Annotated in this window: 18 protein-coding genes; 11 read left to right on the top strand and 7 right to left on the bottom strand. The window is 65.7% G+C overall.

The features are described 5' to 3' along the window. The first annotated feature begins 235 nt into the window (after window positions 1–235). The 5 genes from F8R15_RS07595 to F8R15_RS07575 all read left to right on the top strand — a co-directional run bounded on the left by F8R15_RS07595 (window position 236) and on the right by F8R15_RS07575 (window position 5053). Entirely contained in the window at window positions 236–961 is a 726-nt protein-coding gene (locus F8R15_RS07595; protein ID WP_172976186.1) for a helix-turn-helix transcriptional regulator, read from the top strand. Continuing rightward, the gene (locus tag F8R15_RS07590; protein ID WP_098410536.1) at window positions 958–1437 is read left to right on the top strand and encodes a prepilin peptidase; all 480 of its coding nucleotides are present in this window, start codon (window positions 958–960) and stop codon (window positions 1435–1437) included. Before F8R15_RS07595 ends, F8R15_RS07590 begins: the two co-directional genes overlap by 4 nt. 20 nt (window positions 1438–1457) lie before the next feature. Continuing rightward, a complete protein-coding gene (locus F8R15_RS07585) occupies window positions 1458–2762 on the top strand; it encodes a tetratricopeptide repeat protein (protein WP_152844154.1) in 1305 nt (434 codons plus the stop codon). Continuing rightward, window positions 2763–3734 carry a UDP-glucose 4-epimerase GalE gene (gene galE / locus F8R15_RS07580; RefSeq protein ID WP_368731017.1) on the top strand — a complete coding sequence of 324 codons (972 nt, stop codon included), beginning with the start codon at window positions 2763–2765 and terminating at the stop codon, window positions 3732–3734. An 80-nt stretch (window positions 3735–3814) separates the two neighbouring features. Beyond that, a complete protein-coding gene (locus F8R15_RS07575) occupies window positions 3815–5053 on the top strand; it encodes an aminopeptidase (RefSeq protein WP_152844153.1) in 1239 nt (412 codons plus the stop codon). Window positions 5054–5396: 343 nt separating this feature from the next. Here F8R15_RS07575 and F8R15_RS07570 read toward each other — a convergent pair whose 3' ends face one another. Then, window positions 5397–5741: a hypothetical protein gene (locus tag F8R15_RS07570; protein WP_152844152.1), complete on the bottom strand. Its 345-nt coding sequence runs from the start codon at window positions 5739–5741 to the stop codon at window positions 5397–5399. Window positions 5742–5752: 11 nt separating this feature from the next. Then, the gene (locus F8R15_RS07565) at window positions 5753–5989 is read right to left on the bottom strand and encodes a hypothetical protein (protein WP_143594660.1); all 237 of its coding nucleotides are present in this window, start codon (window positions 5987–5989) and stop codon (window positions 5753–5755) included. Window positions 5990–6194: 205 nt separating this feature from the next. Between F8R15_RS07565 and F8R15_RS07560 the strand changes: the two genes are divergently transcribed. From F8R15_RS07560 to F8R15_RS07550, 3 genes are all read left to right on the top strand, one after another. Beyond that, window positions 6195–7256 (top strand): Hint domain-containing protein, encoded by a 1062-nt coding sequence (locus F8R15_RS07560; RefSeq protein WP_078599321.1) that lies wholly within the window; start codon window positions 6195–6197, stop codon window positions 7254–7256. 123 nt (window positions 7257–7379) lie between these two features. Continuing rightward, window positions 7380–8153, top strand: coding sequence for a gamma-glutamyl-gamma-aminobutyrate hydrolase family protein (locus F8R15_RS07555; RefSeq protein WP_078546578.1), 774 nt, complete (start codon window positions 7380–7382; stop codon window positions 8151–8153). A gap of 26 nt (window positions 8154–8179) precedes the next feature. Next, the gene (locus F8R15_RS07550) at window positions 8180–8869 is read left to right on the top strand and encodes a D-lyxose/D-mannose family sugar isomerase (protein ID WP_078539548.1); all 690 of its coding nucleotides are present in this window, start codon (window positions 8180–8182) and stop codon (window positions 8867–8869) included. Here F8R15_RS07550 and F8R15_RS07545 read toward each other — a convergent pair. From F8R15_RS07545 to glmU, 3 genes are read right to left on the bottom strand one after another with little or no spacing between them, the layout of a single operon-like run. After that, window positions 8864–9715: a DNA alkylation repair protein gene (locus F8R15_RS07545; protein WP_152844151.1), complete on the bottom strand. Its 852-nt coding sequence runs from the start codon at window positions 9713–9715 to the stop codon at window positions 8864–8866. The genes F8R15_RS07550 and F8R15_RS07545 overlap by 6 nt on opposite strands. Then, entirely contained in the window at window positions 9712–11526 is a 1815-nt protein-coding gene (gene glmS / locus F8R15_RS07540) for a glutamine--fructose-6-phosphate transaminase (isomerizing) (protein ID WP_152844150.1), read from the bottom strand. The genes F8R15_RS07545 and glmS overlap by 4 nt, the downstream gene beginning before the upstream one ends. 3 nt (window positions 11527–11529) lie before the next feature. Continuing rightward, window positions 11530–12876 (bottom strand): bifunctional UDP-N-acetylglucosamine diphosphorylase/glucosamine-1-phosphate N-acetyltransferase GlmU, encoded by a 1347-nt coding sequence (gene glmU / locus F8R15_RS07535; RefSeq protein ID WP_152844149.1) that lies wholly within the window; start codon window positions 12874–12876, stop codon window positions 11530–11532. Window positions 12877–12983: 107 nt separating this feature from the next. Here glmU and F8R15_RS07530 point away from each other — a divergent pair, with 107 nt between their 5' ends. From F8R15_RS07530 to F8R15_RS07520, 3 genes are read left to right on the top strand one after another with little or no spacing between them, the layout of a single operon-like run. Continuing rightward, complete coding sequence (locus F8R15_RS07530; RefSeq protein ID WP_152844148.1) at window positions 12984–13655, top strand: HAD-IA family hydrolase; 672 nt, start codon at window positions 12984–12986, stop codon at window positions 13653–13655. Window positions 13656–13713: 58 nt separating this feature from the next. Then, entirely contained in the window at window positions 13714–14937 is a 1224-nt protein-coding gene (locus tag F8R15_RS07525) for a TCR/Tet family MFS transporter (protein ID WP_152844147.1), read from the top strand. Next, window positions 14937–16115 (top strand): DegT/DnrJ/EryC1/StrS aminotransferase family protein, encoded by a 1179-nt coding sequence (locus F8R15_RS07520; RefSeq protein ID WP_152844146.1) that lies wholly within the window; start codon window positions 14937–14939, stop codon window positions 16113–16115. The genes F8R15_RS07525 and F8R15_RS07520 overlap by 1 nt, the downstream gene beginning before the upstream one ends. Before the next feature lie 19 nt (window positions 16116–16134). Here the strand turns inward: F8R15_RS07520 and F8R15_RS07515 are convergent, their stop codons facing one another. Then, window positions 16135–17058: an ornithine cyclodeaminase family protein gene (locus F8R15_RS07515; RefSeq protein WP_152844145.1), complete on the bottom strand. Its 924-nt coding sequence runs from the start codon at window positions 17056–17058 to the stop codon at window positions 16135–16137. A gap of 25 nt (window positions 17059–17083) precedes the next feature. Further along, entirely contained in the window at window positions 17084–18325 is a 1242-nt protein-coding gene (locus tag F8R15_RS07510) for an FAD-dependent oxidoreductase (protein ID WP_152844144.1), read from the bottom strand. Window positions 18326–18494 lie beyond the last annotated feature (169 nt).

The following is an 18494-nucleotide window of genomic DNA, read 5'->3' as shown; positions in this document are numbered from 1 at the left end:
TAGTCCAAATGGCTAGCTTAGGAATTAACGCATTTAGGGGTTACGCTTAGAGATGGTCTACGCGCTGTCACGCACATAAGTGGGCCACATATAATAGTTTCTGGGGATGGTGGGGACCATGCGGGACTATGGGACAGCCGGGGCTTCGCCCGGGCAAGAGCGCGCTATCGAAGCGGGCATGATTGGGGCCGTTGCACAGTGGTGTGAGTGTCTGCACGGGACGAACCCGCTGCGCATGGCGTTGAGATATCTGACCGACAGTATCGGGGCCGAAGCCGTCATATTGGCGCGTTATCCGCGGGATGCGGGCGCATCGGCACGGGCGTTGGTCCATGACAGGGCGCGATCCGGCTGCCGGATCCCGCTGGAGCAAAGCTTCGCGGCCGATCTGCTGGGCGATTATCTCGACAAGGCCAAACGGGGCTCGACCTGGTATCGCTCGATGCAGGACGAGGACGTGCCGCAGGCGGTCGCCTCGGCACTGGCCCGGCGCAACCTCGTCGAAATGGTCGTCATCCCGCTCGAGATCAGCGATCGCTGGGTCGATACGTTGGAGCTGCATTTCACCGAGAAGCTGCGCCAGTATCAGCAAGCGGTGCTGACCACGCTCGGCGATACGCTGAGCCGCACCTGGCACAACCGCGCCCGGGGCATGTTCACCGAGACCTTGCTGAAATCCGCCGCCAAACAGGCCGCGCCGCTCATCGGCTCGCCGATCCTGAGCGCGGATAACCCGGCGCGTCTGAGCCGTTCGGAATATCGCGTCTGCCTGCTGCTGCGCCACGGCCAGTCGCCCGATCAGATGCTTGCAGAGCTGGGGATCAAGGAATCCACCCTGCGCACCCATCTGAGCAATCTCTACGCCAAGACCGGCGCGCGCAATCTGGCGGAACTGACCTTCCAGCTGGTCTCCGAACTGCCCTTCGAGCTCGCCGGCGCCAGAGCCGGACGGGTCGCATGACCGGGCAACTCCTGCCGCTGGCGGCGCTGGCCCCGGTCTTGATCTGGGTCGCGCTCAGCGATCTGCGCGAGATGCGCATTCCGAACAGGATCGTGCTGATCACGCTTGGCTTCTTTGCGCTCTGCGCGCCGTTTCTGGGTCTGCACGAGCTGAGCCTGCGGCTTGCCGCGGGCGCGATCACCTTCCTCGTCGGCTACGTCTTTTTCGTGCTGCGCGCCTTCGGGGGAGGGGATGTGAAATTTCTCGCGGCCCTGATGCTATTCGTACCCTCTGCGGCGATGGGGGAGTTTTTGATCGCCTTTTCCGTCGCGCTTTTTGCGGGCTCGGCGTTGACGATGGGGCTGCAAAGCGCGCCGGTGGCGACGCGGCTTGGGCCCCGTTTGGGTTGGAAAAGTTGTTACGCACGGGGAAAGCTCCCGATGGGCGTCTCGATCGCGCTTGCGGGTCTGGCTTTGCCTTATCTGGTCGGCGGGTAGGCCCCGCCAAGGGAGGACCTATGTCACGCAAGATTTGGACCAAGTCGCTCGGAGTGGTCGCTCTGGCTTTGTGTACGGTCAGCGCACCGCTCCTCGCGGACGAAACGAAGCCCGACGTCACCGAACGCGCGCAGGCGCTCGTCTGGGGCTCTGGCGATGTGAAACCCGATCCACAGACCGGGCTCTCGATGTTGGAGGAGGCCGCGGCGCAAGGCGATCCCGAAGCGGCTTTGGCCGCAGGTGACCTGCTCCTCTGGGGCGGTCCTGTCGCTGCAGATCGTGATCGGGCCGTAGGCTATCTCGAACAGGCGGTCGAAGCGGGCAGCTGGGAAGCGCACCGTCTGTTGGGCAAGCAGCTGATCGGCGGCTGGGCTTTGCCACGCGACACTGGGCGCGGGGTCGACCTGCTTGAGACGCAGATCGCAAAGGGCGATGCGAAAGCGGCGCTGATCTTGGGCGAGGCCTATCTCTACGGAACGGGACTGCCGCGCGATTATGCCAAGGCGCGCGACCTGTTCGAGACCGCAGCAGAGGCGGGCGACGCGACCGGATTGTGGAAATATGGCGAGACGCTGATGTGGGCTCAGCGCGATCCGAAGACAGCGCAGGCGTTTCTCGAACGCGCAGGCGCGGCGGGCGTGGACGGCGCCTATGCGACGCTGGCCGAGGGCGCGATGTATGGCTATCTCGGTGGCGGCAAGGTTTCGCGGGCGAAGTTCGACGGCTATGCCAAGGCCGCCCGCGCGGCGGGAAACGAGCGGATCGAAGTGCTCGACGCCACGCGCCGCATCTGGGGTATCTCGATGCGCGGCGATGGCAAACAGGCGGTGGCGCAACTGCGCGAGGCTGCCGAGGCGGGCAACAAGACCGCAGCGCGCTATCTGGTCGGCCTTTTGCGCGACGGCAACTCCTATAACGTCCGGCGCGATCCCAAAGGGGCGGCGGACTTCCTTGAAGCGCATAGCGATCTGTTCACGCCCGAAGAACGTGCGAATTACGCGATGACGATCCGTGTGGCGAGGCATCGGCACGATGTCGATTTCGCGCCGCTCGCAGGAGAGATCGCGCCCGCCCGGGGGAAGATGAATGCCGCGCAGGCGCGTGATCTGTTCAAGGCCAACCCGAGGCTCGCGGTCTATCTGATCCAGAAAGACCTCGCCGATAAGGGGCTGTATCGCGGCCCGCTCGACGGGTTCGCCGGGCGCGGCACACTTCGTGCGATGGAACGCGCCTGCGGCGGATTGTCGGGCGATATGGCTTGCCGTGACGGAGTTCTGGCGCCCGAGATCGTCGGCGCGATGCTGCGCGAAGGGTGGGGCTCGTAAGTGACATCGAAGGTTCTGGTCACCGGCGGCGCGGGCTTCATAGGCTCGCATTGCTGCAAGGCGCTGGCTGCGGCGGGGCACACCCCCGTCGTCTTCGACGATCTGTCGCGCGGCCATGCCGATGCGGTGCGCTGGGGGCCTCTCGTCGAGGGCGATCTGCGCGACCGGGAACTGGTCGAGACAGCGCTCAAGGATCACCGGATCGACGCCGTGATTCATTTCGCGGCGCTGGCCTATGTCGGCGAGAGCGTGGCCGAACCCACCCGCTATTACGACGTCAATCTGGGCGGGACGACCGCCCTTCTGGGCGCGATGCAGGCGGTGGGGCTCGACAAGATCGTCTTCTCGTCGAGCTGCGCCACCTATGGCACGCCCGAGACGCTGCCGATCTCCGAGGACACGCCGCAACACCCGATCAACCCCTATGGCCGCAGCAAGCTTATCTGCGAATGGATGCTGGAAGATGCCGCCGCCGCGACCGATCTGCGTTTCGCGGCCCTGCGCTATTTCAACGCGAGCGGCGCAGATCCGAGCGGTGAGATCGGCGAGCGGCACGATCCCGAGACCCATCTGATCCCGCTGGTGCTGCGCGCGGCCTCGGGGCAGGGCCCGGCGGTGAAGGTCTTCGGCACGGATTATCCCACGCCCGACGGCACCTGCATCCGCGACTACATCCATGTCGACGATCTGGCCCGCGCGCACCTTCTGGCGCTCGATCACCTGCGGGGCGGCGGCGACAGTCTGAAGCTCAATCTTGGGACCGGGCGGGGCGCGTCGATCCGCGAGGTGATCGCCTCGGTCGAGCGGGTGACGGGGCGCAAGGTGCCCTTCGAGGACGCCCCACGCCGCCCCGGCGATCCGGCGGAACTGGTGGCCGATCCATCGCGGGCGCGCGACGCTCTGGGCTTTAGCGCGCGTTACCGTGAACTTGACGAGATCGTGTCCCATGCCGCCCCGTGGTTCGGCCTCTGACCTCGGGTTCGTGCTCTGCCGGGGTTGAGCCTGCCGCCCAGCCATCTATCTTGCGCCTCAACGCAATTCAGGAGGCTCTCATGGCAAGCGACGCAATCGATCCGCAACTTCTCGACCGGCTGGCCGAAGTTGCCGTGCAGGTGGGTCTGAACCTGCAAGACGGTCAGGATCTGGTGTTGACCGCGCCCGTCGAGGCGCTGCCGCTGGTGCGCCGGATCGCCGCCGAAGCCTATCGCGCGGGCGCAGGCACCTTCACCCCGATCCTCAGCGATGGTCAGATCACGCTGGCCCGGTTCGAGAACGCGAAGGACGAAAGCTTCGACCGCGCACCCGATTGGCTCTATCAGGGCATGGCGAAAGCTTACGAGAGCGGCGCGGCCCGCATGGCGATCGTCGGCGAAGACCCGATGCTGCTGTCCGAACAGGACCCGGAGAAAGTCTCGCGCGCAGGCAAGGCCAACTCCATCGCCTATAAACCGGCGCTGGAGAAAATCTCGAATTTCGAGATCAACTGGTCGATCGTTAGCTACCCGACGGTGGCCTGGGCCAAGCGCGTCTTCCCCGATCTTCCCGAAGACGAGGCCGTGGGCAAACTGGCCGACGCGATCTTCGCGGCCTCGCGCGCCGATCAACCCGATCCTGTCGCCGCATGGGAGGCGCATAACGCAGCCCTGCGCAAGCGCCGCGACTGGCTCAACGAGCAGCGCTTCTCGGCGCTGCATTTCACCGGCGGCGGCACCGATCTGACCGTGGGCCTCGCCGACGATCACGAATGGAGCGGTGGTGCATCCGAGGCCAATAACGGTGTTGTCTGCAACCCGAACATCCCGACCGAAGAGGTCTTCACCACGCCCCATGCCGAGCGCGTCGACGGGGTCGTGCGCGCGACCAAGCCGCTGTCGCATCAGGGCAGCCTGATCGAGAATATCGAGATGCGCTTCGAGGGTGGTAAAGTGGTCGAGGCGAAAGCCAGCCGCGGCGAGGCGGTGCTGCAGAAGCTGATCGACACGGACGAGGGCGCGCGCCGTCTGGGCGAGGTCGCGCTGGTGCCGCATGGCTCGCCGATCTCTGCCTCGGGGCTGCTGTTCTACAACACGCTCTACGACGAGAACGCGGCCTGCCACATCGCGATGGGGCAGTGCTATTCGAAATGCTTCGTCAATGGCGGCGAGCTGAGCGAGGACGAGGTCGCGGCCAAGGGCGGCAACAGCTCGATGATCCATGTCGATTGGATGATCGGCGGCCCCGAGACCGATATCGACGGCATCAAGCCCGACGGCACCCGCGTCCCGGTTTTCCGCAAGGGCGAATGGGCCTGATAGGCCGCTGAACCTGACTAAGTATAGCGCCCGGCACGCCGATTGGTGTGTCGGGCGCTTATTTTTTGTGCGGACGTGAGGAATTCCGCCTCATCTCGCGCAGTTCGATGCACCCGGCGTAGGAGGGTACCGCTGAACGCGGGCGCAGCTTGACGGAAACGGAAACTGGGCGAAATCTGAACATACGGGTCGGGCTTGGCCGACCCTCTTGGGCAACTCGCGCACCCTTGCGCTGTGTGAAGGGCCGCCCGGTCGACGCAGGTTTTCGATCCTCCTCCCCGAAAACGCGTTCAGGCCGGGCGGTGCCCAGCCTGACAAGCAAGAAATCGAAATTTTCGCCCGCTTAGTTGCCGGTATCGAGGCTCTTCGAGATCAGTTTCTCGCGGCTCTTGGCGAGCGAGGGATGGATCAGCGCGTTCTCGATCGCGGCAACCTGCGTGAAGCCGATGTCGTTGAGCTTCTTCCCGTTCGTAAACTCCGCAGCGCGCGCTTGATCGAACATGCTGAGATGCGGATCGGCCGGCATGAAATAGGCCGGGTCGGACCCGCTCGAGCTCTTCGCGGGAGCTTGCGGGCCAAGGTCAGCGGGTGGCTGCGACGCGACACCGGCTTGCGCGATCCCGACGCCAAGGCCAAGCGCCACTGCAAGGCTGCAACCGAAAGTAGCCGCGGTAAAACGGGTCGTCATAGGCAGTTTCCTCATTTCTTCTTCAGGGCCATACGGATCAGCGTTTCCTTCGCCGTGCGGTCGACATTCTGAACCAGCGCTTCCTTGATCTGCACGATCTGGCGGTCAGTCAGGTTGGACAGGTCGACATTGCCGACGAGAAAATGCACGCGTTGGATCTCCAGCGCATTGAGCGGCTGCTGCTGCGCGGCGGCCAGCGAGGGTAGCGCGGCGCAGGCGAGGGCGGCGATCAGGGCGATCGATTTCATCATGAGTCTCCTCAGGGTGCTCTTCCCAACGAAAATGCAGTTGCGCGCGCGTGGGACAAGCGTGGCCGCGCGCAAGTTTCGGTGAAGGCCGCTTGCCCTATGCGTCAAGATGGGGATTCACATCGCGAATTCATCATGATACCGTAACTATTAACAAGCAGAGGGCAGACATAAGCTCTCGCGAAATACGGGCAGGATCGAGGCAATGAAGGCGGGCTATCAGGGCACCTTCGTCATTTCATGGGCGCAGACGGAAATCGACGGCACACCGGTGCCGCCTCTTGAGGTCGTGACCGTGGGCGCATGTTGGCGATGGACGGGGCAGGCGATTTGCGTGGACGGGCCCAATGATCGGCTCATCTTGCACAATGCGCGTGGCGAGGCGGAGCGGCGCACGAAAGCCGCCCGCGCGGTGCGTCGCCTGCTGGGCGAGGCCGTGGGACATCCGCGAACGCTTGACGATCCCGACGAGACCGAGACGCCCAATCAAAGTTTTACCGTGACCGATGGCTATCACGCCTATGTCGTCACGCTGATCGAGCTGCCCGAAAGCGGCACGCGCATCCTGATGTTCGCCGGTCGGATGCCGCCGGTGGACAGCGATCTGTGGGTGGTCGACCGGGCGCTCGACCTGCGCCCGAAAGCGGCGCGGCAGGGGCCTGCGGGCGTCATCTGTTTTACCCCCGGCACGCTGATCGAGACCGACCAGGGCCGCCGCCCGGTCGAGGCGCTGCGCGAAGGCGACCGCGTTCTGACCCGCGATGACGGGGCGCAGCCGATCTGCTGGATCGGTCGGCGCGACATCTCGGGCGCGCGGCTCCATGCGATGCCGCATCTGCGCCCGGTGCGGATTTCGGCAGGGGCTTTCGGCATTGCCCGGCCCGACCGCGATCTGATCGTATCGCCGCAGCACCGGATGCTGGTGCGCGGACGCGCGGCGCAGGCGCTGTTTGCCGAAGACGAGGTGCTGGTGCGCGCCTGCGATCTGGTGAATGGCCGTCAGATCCGCTTCGAGGGCGCGCTGCGGGGCCTGAGCTACATCCACCTGATGTTCGAGCGCCATCAGGTGCTGACCGCGAACGGGCTGGAAACCGAAAGCTTCCATCCGGCCTCCACGCGGCTCGAGATGATCGCCCGCGACCAGCGCGCCGGGCTCGAGGCGCTGGTGCCGCAGGTCGAGGAAAATCCGCTCAGCTACGGTGCCTTCGCGCGCCGGGCGCTCAAGCCCTCCGAGGCCGCGATCCTGCGCCACGATCTGGCCGCCTGAACAGGCAATTCCGCTGGAAATCGCCGCAGGCTTGGGCTGTGCGTCAGATGCACGGCTTCGTGCGCATTTTGCGCCTTTTCTCTGCCCGAACGTCGCCTTAGCTTCGGGACAAAGGAGAATTCAATGACCAGACCCGTCGTCGGCATCATCGGCAATAGAGGCCTCGTAGGTGACCGCTACCCCGTCCATGAAGGCGGCCAACTCAACTCGGAAGCGGTGAGCAAGGTCTCCGATTGCATCCCGCTGCTGATCCCCGCCGATCCCGAATATGTGTCCGTTCAGGAGTTGATGGAGGTCTGCGACGGCTTCCTGCTGACCGGCGGGCGGCCGAACGTCCATCCGCATGAATATGGCGAGGAACCGACCGAGAAGCACGGCACTTTCGACCGCGCCCGCGACGCGATCACCCTGCCGCTGGTGCGCGCCTGTGTCGAAAGCGGGCAGCCTTTCCTCGGCATTTGCCGGGGCTTTCAGGAGGTCAACGTCGCGATGGGCGGCACGCTTCACCCCGAGATCCGCGAGCTTCCGGGACGGTTGAACCACCGGATGCCCCCCGAGGGCACGCTCGAAGAAGGGTTCTCCAACCGCCACATGGTCACGCTCACTCCCGGCGGCCGGTTCGCGCGTCTCTTCGGCGCGGATGAGGTCGAGACCAACACGCTGCACGGGCAGGGCGTCTGCACCGCCGGTACCCGGATTGTGATCGAAGGGCGCGCCCCCGATGGTACGCCCGAGGCGATCTATGTTAAGGACGCGCCGGGGTTTACCCTATCGGTGCAATGGCATCCCGAATGGCGTGCGGCGGAAGATCCGGTCTCGCGCCCTCTGTTCGAGGCATTCGGCGATGCGGTGCGTGCTTGGGCGCGCGGCGAACGGCCCGCCGCCTGCGTCGCCTGAGCCGCGAAGACAAAACGGAGAGACAGATGAAACGCTCGCGCGTGAACGAAATCATGGCCGCGGCCGAGGAAATGATCCAGGAATTCGGCTTCCGCCTGCCGCCCTTCGCATGGTGGAGCCCGGCCGAGTTCAAGGCGCGCCTGCCGCAGGCACAGCGCATCGTGGAAGCCGCGATGGGCTGGGACATCACCGATTACGGGCAGGGCGATTTCGACAAGCTGGGTCTGTTTCTCTTCACCCTGCGCAACGGCGATCTGCGCGATCTTCAGGCGGGCCACGGCATGGCCTATGCCGAGAAGCTCCTGATCTCGCGCAAGGACCAGATCAGCCCGATGCATACCCATATCATCAAGGCCGAGGACATCATCAATCGCGGCGGCGCAGACCTCGCGATCGAGCTCTATGGCTCTGACGCGGATGGCAAATTCGACGAGACCGCAGGCGGGCAGGTGATGTGCGACGGCGTCCCGCGCAATTACGCGCCCGGCGAGGTGCTGATCCTGCGCCCCGGCGAGAGCGTGACCCTGCGACCCGGTGACTGGCATGCCTTCTGGGGCGAGGGCGGCGACGTGCTGATCGGCGAGGTTTCGACCGTCAACGACGACAATACCGACAATATCTTCCGCGAAGATATCGGGCGGTTCTCCGAGATCGAGGAAGACGAAGCGCCGCGCCACCTGCTGGTCAGCGACTACGACAAGTTCCTGTATTCATAAGTATTTACTGGCTTCCTTGCGGGCGAAAGGCTTCAGCCTTTCGCCATGCTCGGTCAGCCAGGCCTGTGCGCGGGCGGGGTCTTTCTTGCTCAGCTCGCGCAGCCACCACGCGATGGCCTTCTGGATGAACCAGTCGCGATCCTCGGCCAGTTGCGCGGCCCAGCCCAGAACCTCGTCGCGCACCGCCTCGTCCTCGGGCTTGGGATTGCGCTGCTTGGTCCAGGGCAGGGTGAAGACGAAGGCCGCGCGCCGCGTCCACATGTGATCCGAGCGCACCCAGTCCGCCACCTCGTCGAGCCGCGCGGGCTCGGCCTGAAGCCGCTTGGAGCCCGCCTTTGCCGCGTGGTCCGCAATGGCCCAGGCGTCGAATTGCGGCACCCAGCTCGCGATCAGGTCCCAAGCTTCGGCATCCGGGCGCAGCCGCGCCTGCGTCAGCAACTTGGCCGCCGCGATCCGCGCCTCGTGAATGTCGCTGTCCCAAAGCCCACGCGCCAACTCAACGCGTCCCGGCACGTCGAGCTGGCCACGCCACAGCGCCACCATGTCCTCGATCGCCGGAACGGAAATGCCCAGATAGCGCCGCTCCGCCTTGTGATAGGCGGCCATCTCGGCGGCTTTCTCGGCATCCGCCCAGCTTTCCAGCGCGAAAAGCGCGTCTTCCAGCGTGGGTGGCGGGCCGAGCGGCGCGTCGGCGTCCTCTTCCTCGGCGAAGGCCTCATAGTCCGCATCCGAGGCCGCATAGGCCTCGGCCTCTGCGCGCAGCCGGGCGTCCTCCGCCGGGTCGAGCGGTGCGTAATCCGCCGCGCGCGGCCGGGCGACGCGCTTCTTGCCCCGCTTGCGGCTCATTCGACCGTCACCGATTTGGCGAGGTTGCGCGGCTGGTCCACGTCGGTGCCCTTCGCGACCGCGGTGTGATAGGCCAGCAGTTGCGCCGGAACCGCGTACAGGATCGGCGCGAAAGGTTCTGCAATGTCAGGCATTTGCAGCGTGCCCCAAGTGCCGTCCTGCGCCGCGCTGATGCCCTTGGCATCGGAGACCAGCAGCACCATCCCGTGGCGCGCCATCACCTCCTGCATGTTCGAGACGGTCTTGTCGAAGAGCTTGTCATAAGGCGCCATAACGATCACCGGCACGGTGCGATCGATCAGCGCGATCGGCCCGTGTTTCAGCTCGCCCGAGGCATAACCTTCGGCATGGATATAGCTGATTTCCTTGAGCTTCAGCGCCCCTTCCAGTGCCAGCGGATACATCGCGCCGCGCCCGAGGAAGAGGATGTCCTGCGCCTCGGCAAGTTGCTCTGCGAGATGCGCGATCGGCTCGGAGATCGACAGCGCCTGATTGAGCAAGCCGGGCAGGGCGCGCAGCGTATCGGCATGGGCGCCAAGCGTCGGCCCGTCGGTGACGTCCCGGTCGCGGCCCGCTTTCAACGCCATGACGGCCAGAACCAGCAGCTGCGCGGTGAACGCCTTGGTCGAGGCCACGCCGACCTCGACGCCCGCGAAGATCGGCAACATGATGTCGGCTTCGCGCGCGATGGAGGAGGTGGGCACGTTGACCACGGCCACGGTCTTCGCAACGCGCTCGGAGCAATAGCGCAGCGCGGCCAGCGTGTCGGCGGTCTCGCCGGATTGGCTGACGAAGACGGCGAGGCTGCGCTCGGAAAGGGGCGGCTCGCGGTAGCGGAATTCGGACGCCACGTCGATCTCGACCGGGATGCGAGCGAATTCCTCGAACCAGTATTTCGCCACCGCGCAAGCGTAATGCGCAGTGCCGCAGGCGATCAGGACAATCCGGTCGATGTTGGAAAAGTCCAAGTCTTCCGGCAGATTCAGCCCGGTTTCGGGCAGATAATGTCGCAAAGCGTCAGCCAGCACGACGGGCTGCTCTGCGATTTCCTTCGCCATGAAATGCTTGTAGCCGCCCTTTTCGACCTGTGCCTGACCCAGATCGATGCGGCTTTCGTCGCGGTTCGCACGGCGACCCTCGGCGTCAAAAATCTCGGCACCTGCGCGGGTGACGAACGCGTAATCGCCCTCTTCGAGATAGGTGATCCGGTCGGTCATCGGCGCGAGCGCAATCGCGTCCGAGCCCACGAACATCTCGCCATCGCCATGCCCGATCGCGAGCGGCGAGCCCTTGCGCGCCGCGATCAGCAGATCGTCCTCGCCGTCGAAGAGCCATAGCAGCGCGAATGCCCCTTCGAGCTTGCCAAGCGTCGCCACGGCGGCCTCGCGCGCATTCATGCCGCGATCCATGAACATCCGCGTCAGCAGCGCGACGGTTTCGGTATCCGTCTGCGTCTCCGGCGTGATCCCCGCTTCGGCCAGTTCGGCGCGCAGCTCGCGGAAATTCTCGATGATGCCGTTATGCACGACCGCGACGGGCCCCGAGCGATGCGGATGCGCATTGCCCTGGGTGGCAGCCCCATGGGTCGCCCAGCGGGTGTGGCCGATACCCGACTTGCCCGGCAGCGGCTCGTGCACCAGCAGATCGGACAGGTTCCACAGCTTGCCCACCGCCCGGCGGCGATCCAGCTTGCCTGCGTTTACCGTCGCGATCCCGGCACTGTCATAGCCGCGATATTCCAATCGCTTGAGGCTCTCAACGAGCCAGGGGGAAACCTCGTGCTTCCCCAAAACGCCAATAATTCCGCACATTTATCAATCTTTCTTCATGCGACGCGCTTTCTCCGCGCGCAGTTTCGCAAATAGTTTCTTGGCGAGGCCCGGACGGTTCACCTGTTCGGAGCGCTCGATCGCGATCGCCTCTGCAGGAACGTCTTTCGAGATCACCGATCCCGAGCCCGTCAGCGCGCCGTCGCCCACCGTCACCGGGGCCACCAGCATCGTGTCGGAGCCGATGAACGCATTCGCGCCAATGGTGGTACGATGCTTCATCACCCCGTCGTAATTGCAGGTCACCGTGCCCGCGCCGATATTCGTATGCTCGCCGATATCGGCATCGCCCAGATAGGTCAGATGGCCGACTTTCACACCCTCCGCGAGGATCGCGTTCTTCACCTCGACGAAATTGCCGATATGCACGTCCTCGGCCAGTTCCGCGCCGGGGCGCAGACGGGCGAAGGGGCCAATCGTGGCCCCTCGCGAGATGTGGCAGCCTTCGAGATGGCAGAAGGCCTCGATCACCGCACCGGATTCGATGGTGACATCGGGGCCGAACACGACATTCGGGCCCAGCACGACATCGCGGCTGATATAGGTGTCGAGCGCGAACCAGACGCTGGTGGGCTCCACCATAGTCACGCCGTTTTCCATCGCCTCGGCGCGCATCCGCTCCTGGAAGAGGGCCTCGGCGCGGGCAAGCTCGGCGCGGGTGTTGATGCCCAGCGTTTCGGCCTCATCACAGGTCACGACCTGCGCGGTCAGGCCCTTCTTGCGCGCGGCTTCGACGATATCGGTGAGGTAGTACTCCTGCGACGCGTTCTCGTTCGACAGCCCCGCGACCAGTTCGGTCAGAAGTACCGCATCACAGGCGATAACGCCGGAATTGCAGAGGGTTATGGCGCGTTCTTCATCCGTGGCATCCTTGAATTCCACGATCCGGTCCAGCGTGTCGCCCTGCGCCACCAGACGCCCGTAGCGGCCCGGATCGGCCGCCTCGAAGCCGAGCACGGTCACCGCCGCATCGGACGCGGCTAGCCGCTCCAGCGTCTCGGGCCGGATGAAGGGGGTGTCGCCGTAAAGCACGATCACACGGCCGTCGAACCCGTCGAGCGCGGGCAGGGCCTGCGCCACGGCGTGGCCGGTGCCGAGCTGTTCTTCCTGCAGCACGATCTGCGCCTCGGGATCGACCTTCGCGACGGCTTTCTTCACCTTGTCGGCACCGTGGCCCGCGACCACGATCACGGTCTCGGGTTCGAGCGCGCGCCCGGCAGCCAGCGCATGCGCCACCAGCGGCGCGCGGCCCACCTGATGCAGCACCTTCGGCAAGTCGGATTTCATGCGGGTGCCCTGTCCCGCCGCGAGGGTGATCAATGCAATCGCCATTAGAAACCTTTTCTTCTGCTCGGCCCCGTTTTAACCATTGGCTTGCTTGCCGCAAGTGGTGCGTCTTCACGCTTCCTTTCGCGGTGTTACGGAAGGAGCAAAAGGCAATGCGCACAGTGGTTTTCGACCTCGACGGGACTTTGGCTGATACCTCCGCCGACCTGATCGCGGCGGCCAATTCCTGCTTTACGGCGCGTGGCCATGCGCCGCTTCTCGATCCGGCGGAAGACGCGCTGACCGCCTTCCATGGTGGCCGTGCGATGCTCAAGGCCGGCTATGGGCGGCTGGGGCTGCCGGAGGCGGAGATCGCCGAGCTGGTCGAGGCCGATTATCACCCGCTGCTCGCGCATTACGGCGAGAATATCGACCGGTATACGCAGCTTTATCCTGGCGCTGAGGAATCTGTGAAAACGTTGCGCGATCAGGGCTTTGCGACGGCTGTCTGCACCAACAAGCCCGAAGGTCTAGCGCGCGATCTGATCGACCGGCTCGGGATCGCCGCGCTTTTTGACGCGCTGATCGGCGCCGATACGCTGCCGCTGCGCAAACCTTCGCCCGATCCCTATCTCGCGGCGGTCGAGCGGGCCGGGGGCAAGCTGGAGACCTCGCTGCTGGTGGGCGACACCAATACCGATCGCGAGACCGCGCGCGCGGTCGGCGTGCCCTGCGTTCTGGTGACCTTCGGACCGGAGGGGCGCGGCATCGAACGGCTCGCCCCAGAGGCGCTGCTCGATCATTTCGATGATCTGCCCGCGCTGGCCGCGCGGATGCTCGGGTGAGCGCCTCGGCGGGGCGGTGCTGCCCCGAACCAGCCCTCAGACGCGGCTTCCGACGGCCATGACCGCAGCCCCCATCGGTCCTTCGCGCTTTCACGCCACCGCCTTCGTTCTGATCGCGGTGTTCCTCGACATGGTGGGCTTCGGCCTGATCATCCCAGTGCTGCCCTCGCTGATCGCGGATGTCGGCCATGTCGATCTGGCGCAGGCGAGCCGGATCGGGGGTTGGATGTTCGCGGCCTTCAGTCTCGCCCAGTTCCTGTTCGCGCCGCTGATGGGCAACCTCTCGGATCGGTTCGGACGGCGCCCGCTTTTGCTGCTCGCGATTGGCGGCTTGGGCGTCGATTACCTGTTTCACGCCTTCGCGCCGACGCTGCTCTGGCTCTTCGTGGGCCGGATCGTCGCGGGCATCTGCGGCGCGTCCTATGTCATCGCGAATGCCTATCTTGCCGATATTACCCCTCCGGCCGAGCGCGCCCGCGCCTTCGGTCTGATCGGCGCGGCGTTCGGCTTCGGCTTCATCGCGGGGCCTGCGCTTGGCGGGTTTCTGGGCGAGCTTGGCCCCCGCGTGCCCTTCTTCGTGGCGGCTGCGCTGTCGGGGCTGAACCTGATCTACGGGCTGATCGTGCTGCCCGAAAGCCTGCCGCAGGGCCTGCGCCGTCCGGTGAACTGGCGCGCCTGCAATCCTCTGGGCACGCTGAAAGTCTTCGCGCGCTATCCGGGCGTGCTGCCGATGGGCACCGCGCTTGGCGTCTATCTGTTCGCCTCCGCCGTCTATCCCGCGATCTGGCCCTATTGGGGGATGGCGAAATTCGGCTGGTCCGAGGGGACGGTGGGGCTGACACTTGCAGGCTATGGCGTCGTCGCGGCGATCTTTCAGGGCGGGTTGGCCGGTCCGCTCGCGTCCCGTCTGGGCGAGGCGCGGGTGGTGGTGATCGGGCTGATCGTGGGCATCGGCATGACAATCGCACTGGGGCTGTCGACCTCGCTCGTGATGGTGCTGATCGTCCTGCTGATCACCGGGATCGAGGGGCTGGTGCATCCGATGATCGCCTCGCTGATGTCCAACGCGGTGCCCGAGGATGCGCAGGGCGCGCTGCAGGGTGGCATATCCGCGCTGATGAACCTTGCAATGCTGGCAGGCACCTTGTTCTTCACCCAAGTGTTCGGGATATTCCTCGCCGAGAACGCCCCGATCCGCACGCCGGACATGGCCTTTTACGTGGCCTCCGTGATCCTGTTGGCGGCATTGGCGCTGTTTGTCCGCGCAAGAAAGGTTGAGTGATGTCCGAGGTCTTCAAAGGCAATTTCACCCAGCAGGAGCCGATCCCCGAGGACGCGATCGAACGCGCCGTCGAGGTGATGCGCTCGGGTCGCCTGCATCGCTACAACACCCTGCCCGGAGAGCCGGGCGAGGTGGCGCTGCTGGAAGAAGAGTTCGCCGGGTTGACTGGCGCGCCTTATTGCCTTGCGGTGGCCTCGGGCGGCTATGCCTTGGGCTGCGCGCTGCGCGCCGTGGGCGTCGGGCCGGGCGATCCGGTGCTGACCAATGCCTTCACGCTCGCCCCCGTGCCCGGCGCAATCGCGGCAGTCGGCGGCAAGCCCGTGCTGGTGGAGGTCACGGATCAGCTGACCATCGACCTTGACGATCTGGCGGCGAAAGCCCCGCAGGCGCGGGTGCTTATGCTGTCGCATATGCGTGGCCATATCTGCGACATGGATGCGTTGATGAAGATCGCGCGCGCCCATGATCTGACGGTGATCGAGGATTGCGCCCATACGATGGGGGCGACATGGGCCGGGGTTCACTCGGGGCGGCATGGCGCGATCGGCTGCTATTCGACCCAGACTTACAAGCACATGAATTCGGGCGAGGGCGGGCTGATCGTGACCGACGATGCCGAGCTGGCGGCGCGGATGATCCTGCTCTCGGGCAGCTACATGCTCTATGAGCGCCACCGGGCCGCGCCCGGCGCGGAGGTGTTCGAGGGGCTGAAATACGACACGCCCAATGTCTCGGGCCGGATGGACCATCTGCGCGCCGCGATCCTGCGTCCGCAACTGCCGACGCTGGCGGATCGGGTGGCGCGCTGGAATGCGCTGTACCGTGAGGTCGAGGCGGGGCTTGCGGGGGCAGAGGGTGTCGCGCTGATCGAGCGTCCCGAGGCCGAGAGCTATGTCGGCTCGTCCTTCCAGTTCCGCCTGCCGGGACGCTCCGCCCCCGAGATGCTGGACTTCGTCGCCCGGGCTGCGGCCCGCGGGGTCGAGCTGAAATGGTTCGGCGCGGATGAGCCTGCGGGCTTCACCTCGCGCCATGACAGCTGGCGTTACGCCGAGGCGCAGAACCTGCCGCGCACCGATGCGGTGCTGGCGACGCTGCTGGATCTGCGCCTGCCGCTGACCTTCTCGACGGATGACGCCGCCCAGATCGCGCGTATCCTGCGCGAAGAGGCCGAGACCTGAAGATGTGGCGCGCTGAGGCTCACCCGGCGCGCGAAATCCAGTCGGCGATCATCAGATCGAGATGCGCGCCGCCGCCATTCTTGTAGAGCGTGATCTCCTCGGCGCTTTCCCGCCCGCGCGCACCGCCGATGAGGTCGTAGAGATCGGCCTTCACCGCCTCGGGCGTGATAACCCCCTCGCGGATCGGGATCAGCAACTCGCCGATATGGCCGAGCGTGGTGTCGCGGCTGTCGACAAAGAGGCTCGCCGTCGAGATCAGCGCATCGTCGGCCTCGCGCATATCGGCCTTATAGGCGCCGATCAGATCGATATGGGTGCCGGGCTTTACCCATTCGCCATGGAGGACCGGCGCGCGGGCCATGGTCGCGCTGCTGACGATATCGGCCTCCGCCACCGCCTCGGCCAGATCGGTCACCGCGCGCAGGCTGATGCCCTCGGGGGCAGGGCCCTCCGCCAGTTCCTGTGCCTGCTCGGGGCGGCGCGTCCAGAGCGTGATCTCCGTCAGCCCCGGAAAGCCCGCCGCATAGGCCGCGATCAGCGAGCGTGCGACCCGGCCCCCGCCCACGATCAGCAAACGGCGGCTGTCGGGGCGGGCCAGAAGCTGCGCGCCCAGAACGGAATCGGCGGCGGTCTTGAACTCCGTCACCAGCGGGCAATCGACGATCGCGGTGGGCTGGCCATGCTCGGGCTCGAACACCACCATCGCGCCTTGCACTGTCGGCAGCCCTGCCTGCGCATTGCCGTCGCAAACGGTGAAGGATTTCACCCCGTAACCGAGCCCCGGAATATAGGCCGCGCGGCTCAGCAGCACCGCGTCAGAGGGCCCGAGAAACGTATCGCCCAGCTCCGCCTTCGGGCGCGTATGACCCGCGCGCAGCGCCGCGATTGCGCCGGGCCAGTCCAGCTTCTCGGCGATGTCATAGGGGATGATCTTCGGGCTCATGTCGTTTCCTTCATTGTCTAGGGCGTCACAGAGGCGCCAGCCAGCGCGCCGGGGCCGACACCTCGCGCGGGCCGTTGGCGGCACCGGTGATCGCATCGGCCAGAAGCGCACCGCAGCCCGCCGAGAGCGTCCAGCCCAGCTGTCCATGGCCCGCATTGACCCACAGATTGTCGTAAGCCTTCACCCGGCCAAGGAAGGGCGGGCCATGCGGGGTCGAGGGCCGCAGCCCGGTCCACAGCACGGGCGGCGCATCGCTCACCGCATCGCCGAAGCGTGCGGCGACGTAATCGGTCAGAACCTTGGTGCGATCCTCGCGCAGCGTCCGGTCGCGCCCGGCGAATTCGGCAATCGCCGTTACCCGCAAGATACCGCCATAAGAGGCCACGGCCAGCATCGCGGCCTCGTCGATATAAGGATGGCGGGGCAGGCGGCTCGGATCGCGGACCTCCCATGTCCCCGAATAGCCCTTCACCGGGTAGATATCCGGCGCAAAGCCCAAGGGCCGCGCCAGATCGGGTGTCTCCACCCCGGTCGCAAGGATCACCTGCGCGGCGGGCAGCGTCTCGTCGGCGAGGTTGACCCCGGTGATCTTGCCATGAGCCTGCGTGAAGCCGGTCACCGCGCTGTTGTAGCGAAACTGCACGCCGTGCTTGGCGGTAAGGGCCTTGGCGGCGGCGCGGGTCACCTCATGGCAATTGCCCGCGGCATCCATCGGCGAGAGGAACCCGCCTGCAAAACCCGCCTCTGCCAAGAGCGGATCGTTCTCGGCCAGCCAGTCCGGGTCGATCCGCGTCAGCCGCCCGTCGTCATGCGCGTCGATCTCGGCGGTGGAGTTGTGCAGGTAGAGCCCGCCCTCGAAGCGGATCAGTGCGTCCAGCCCCAGCTCCTGCGCCATGTCGGGCAGGGCGGCGCGGGCGGTCTCGGCCAGCCGCATCATCCGCGCGGTGTTGCGTGCCTGCGCGGCCCCGGTGCAGTTGCGCAGGAAGGTCGTGCCCCAGCGCCACAGCGCCGGATCGAAGGGCGCGGTCAGCTTCACGCCGGGATTGCGCCCCGCCATCGCGCGCAGCAGTTGCGGCAAGGCATCCGGCCCCGCCCAGGCGCTCGCATGGCCGATCGAGACGATCCCGGCATTCGCGCGCGAACACAGTTCCGCCGGGCCGGGCAGACGGTCGATCACCGTCACCGGCAACCCGCGGCGGGCCAGCGCCCATGCGGTCATCGTGCCGACGATCCCCGCTCCGATCACGATATGACGTGGCTGGCCCATCTGCGCTCCCGTTGGTTTCCAAGCTCTCAGGTTTCTTTGTGGCGGCAATCACTGCAAGTGACCAGCCCCTGTGCCAGTGGCTCGTGCCGCTGCGTCCTTTGCCCGCGTGCCAGCCCACGGGCCTTGACCCGACTCGGCAATTGCGCATAAATGAACGTGCGTTCAATAA

Origin of the sequence: Thioclava sp. JE_KL1 (assembly GCF_009296265.1) — a bacterium.
GTDB lineage: Bacteria > Pseudomonadota > Alphaproteobacteria > Rhodobacterales > Rhodobacteraceae > Thioclava.
Note: the sequence above shows the minus strand (reverse complement) of the source record. Positions and strands in the feature narration are given on the sequence as shown.

Coding starts and splice junctions, on each gene's coding strand:
- F8R15_RS07595 (WP_172976186.1), top strand. CDS start 236: ATGGCGTTGAGATATCTGACCGACAGTATCGGGGCCGAAGCCGTCATA.
- F8R15_RS07590 (WP_098410536.1), top strand. CDS start 958: ATGACCGGGCAACTCCTGCCGCTGGCGGCGCTGGCCCCGGTCTTGATC.
- F8R15_RS07585 (WP_152844154.1), top strand. CDS start 1,458: ATGTCACGCAAGATTTGGACCAAGTCGCTCGGAGTGGTCGCTCTGGCT.
- F8R15_RS07575 (WP_152844153.1), top strand. CDS start 3,815: ATGGCAAGCGACGCAATCGATCCGCAACTTCTCGACCGGCTGGCCGAA.
- F8R15_RS07570 (WP_152844152.1), bottom strand. CDS start 5,741: ATGACGACCCGTTTTACCGCGGCTACTTTCGGTTGCAGCCTTGCAGTG.
- F8R15_RS07565 (WP_143594660.1), bottom strand. CDS start 5,989: ATGAAATCGATCGCCCTGATCGCCGCCCTCGCCTGCGCCGCGCTACCC.
- F8R15_RS07560 (WP_078599321.1), top strand. CDS start 6,195: ATGAAGGCGGGCTATCAGGGCACCTTCGTCATTTCATGGGCGCAGACG.
- F8R15_RS07555 (WP_078546578.1), top strand. CDS start 7,380: ATGACCAGACCCGTCGTCGGCATCATCGGCAATAGAGGCCTCGTAGGT.
- F8R15_RS07550 (WP_078539548.1), top strand. CDS start 8,180: ATGAAACGCTCGCGCGTGAACGAAATCATGGCCGCGGCCGAGGAAATG.
- F8R15_RS07545 (WP_152844151.1), bottom strand. CDS start 9,715: ATGAGCCGCAAGCGGGGCAAGAAGCGCGTCGCCCGGCCGCGCGCGGCG.
- glmS (WP_152844150.1), bottom strand. CDS start 11,526: ATGTGCGGAATTATTGGCGTTTTGGGGAAGCACGAGGTTTCCCCCTGG.
- glmU (WP_152844149.1), bottom strand. CDS start 12,876: ATGGCGATTGCATTGATCACCCTCGCGGCGGGACAGGGCACCCGCATG.
- F8R15_RS07530 (WP_152844148.1), top strand. CDS start 12,984: ATGCGCACAGTGGTTTTCGACCTCGACGGGACTTTGGCTGATACCTCC.
- F8R15_RS07525 (WP_152844147.1), top strand. CDS start 13,714: ATGACCGCAGCCCCCATCGGTCCTTCGCGCTTTCACGCCACCGCCTTC.
- F8R15_RS07520 (WP_152844146.1), top strand. CDS start 14,937: ATGTCCGAGGTCTTCAAAGGCAATTTCACCCAGCAGGAGCCGATCCCC.
- F8R15_RS07515 (WP_152844145.1), bottom strand. CDS start 17,058: ATGAGCCCGAAGATCATCCCCTATGACATCGCCGAGAAGCTGGACTGG.
- F8R15_RS07510 (WP_152844144.1), bottom strand. CDS start 18,325: ATGGGCCAGCCACGTCATATCGTGATCGGAGCGGGGATCGTCGGCACG.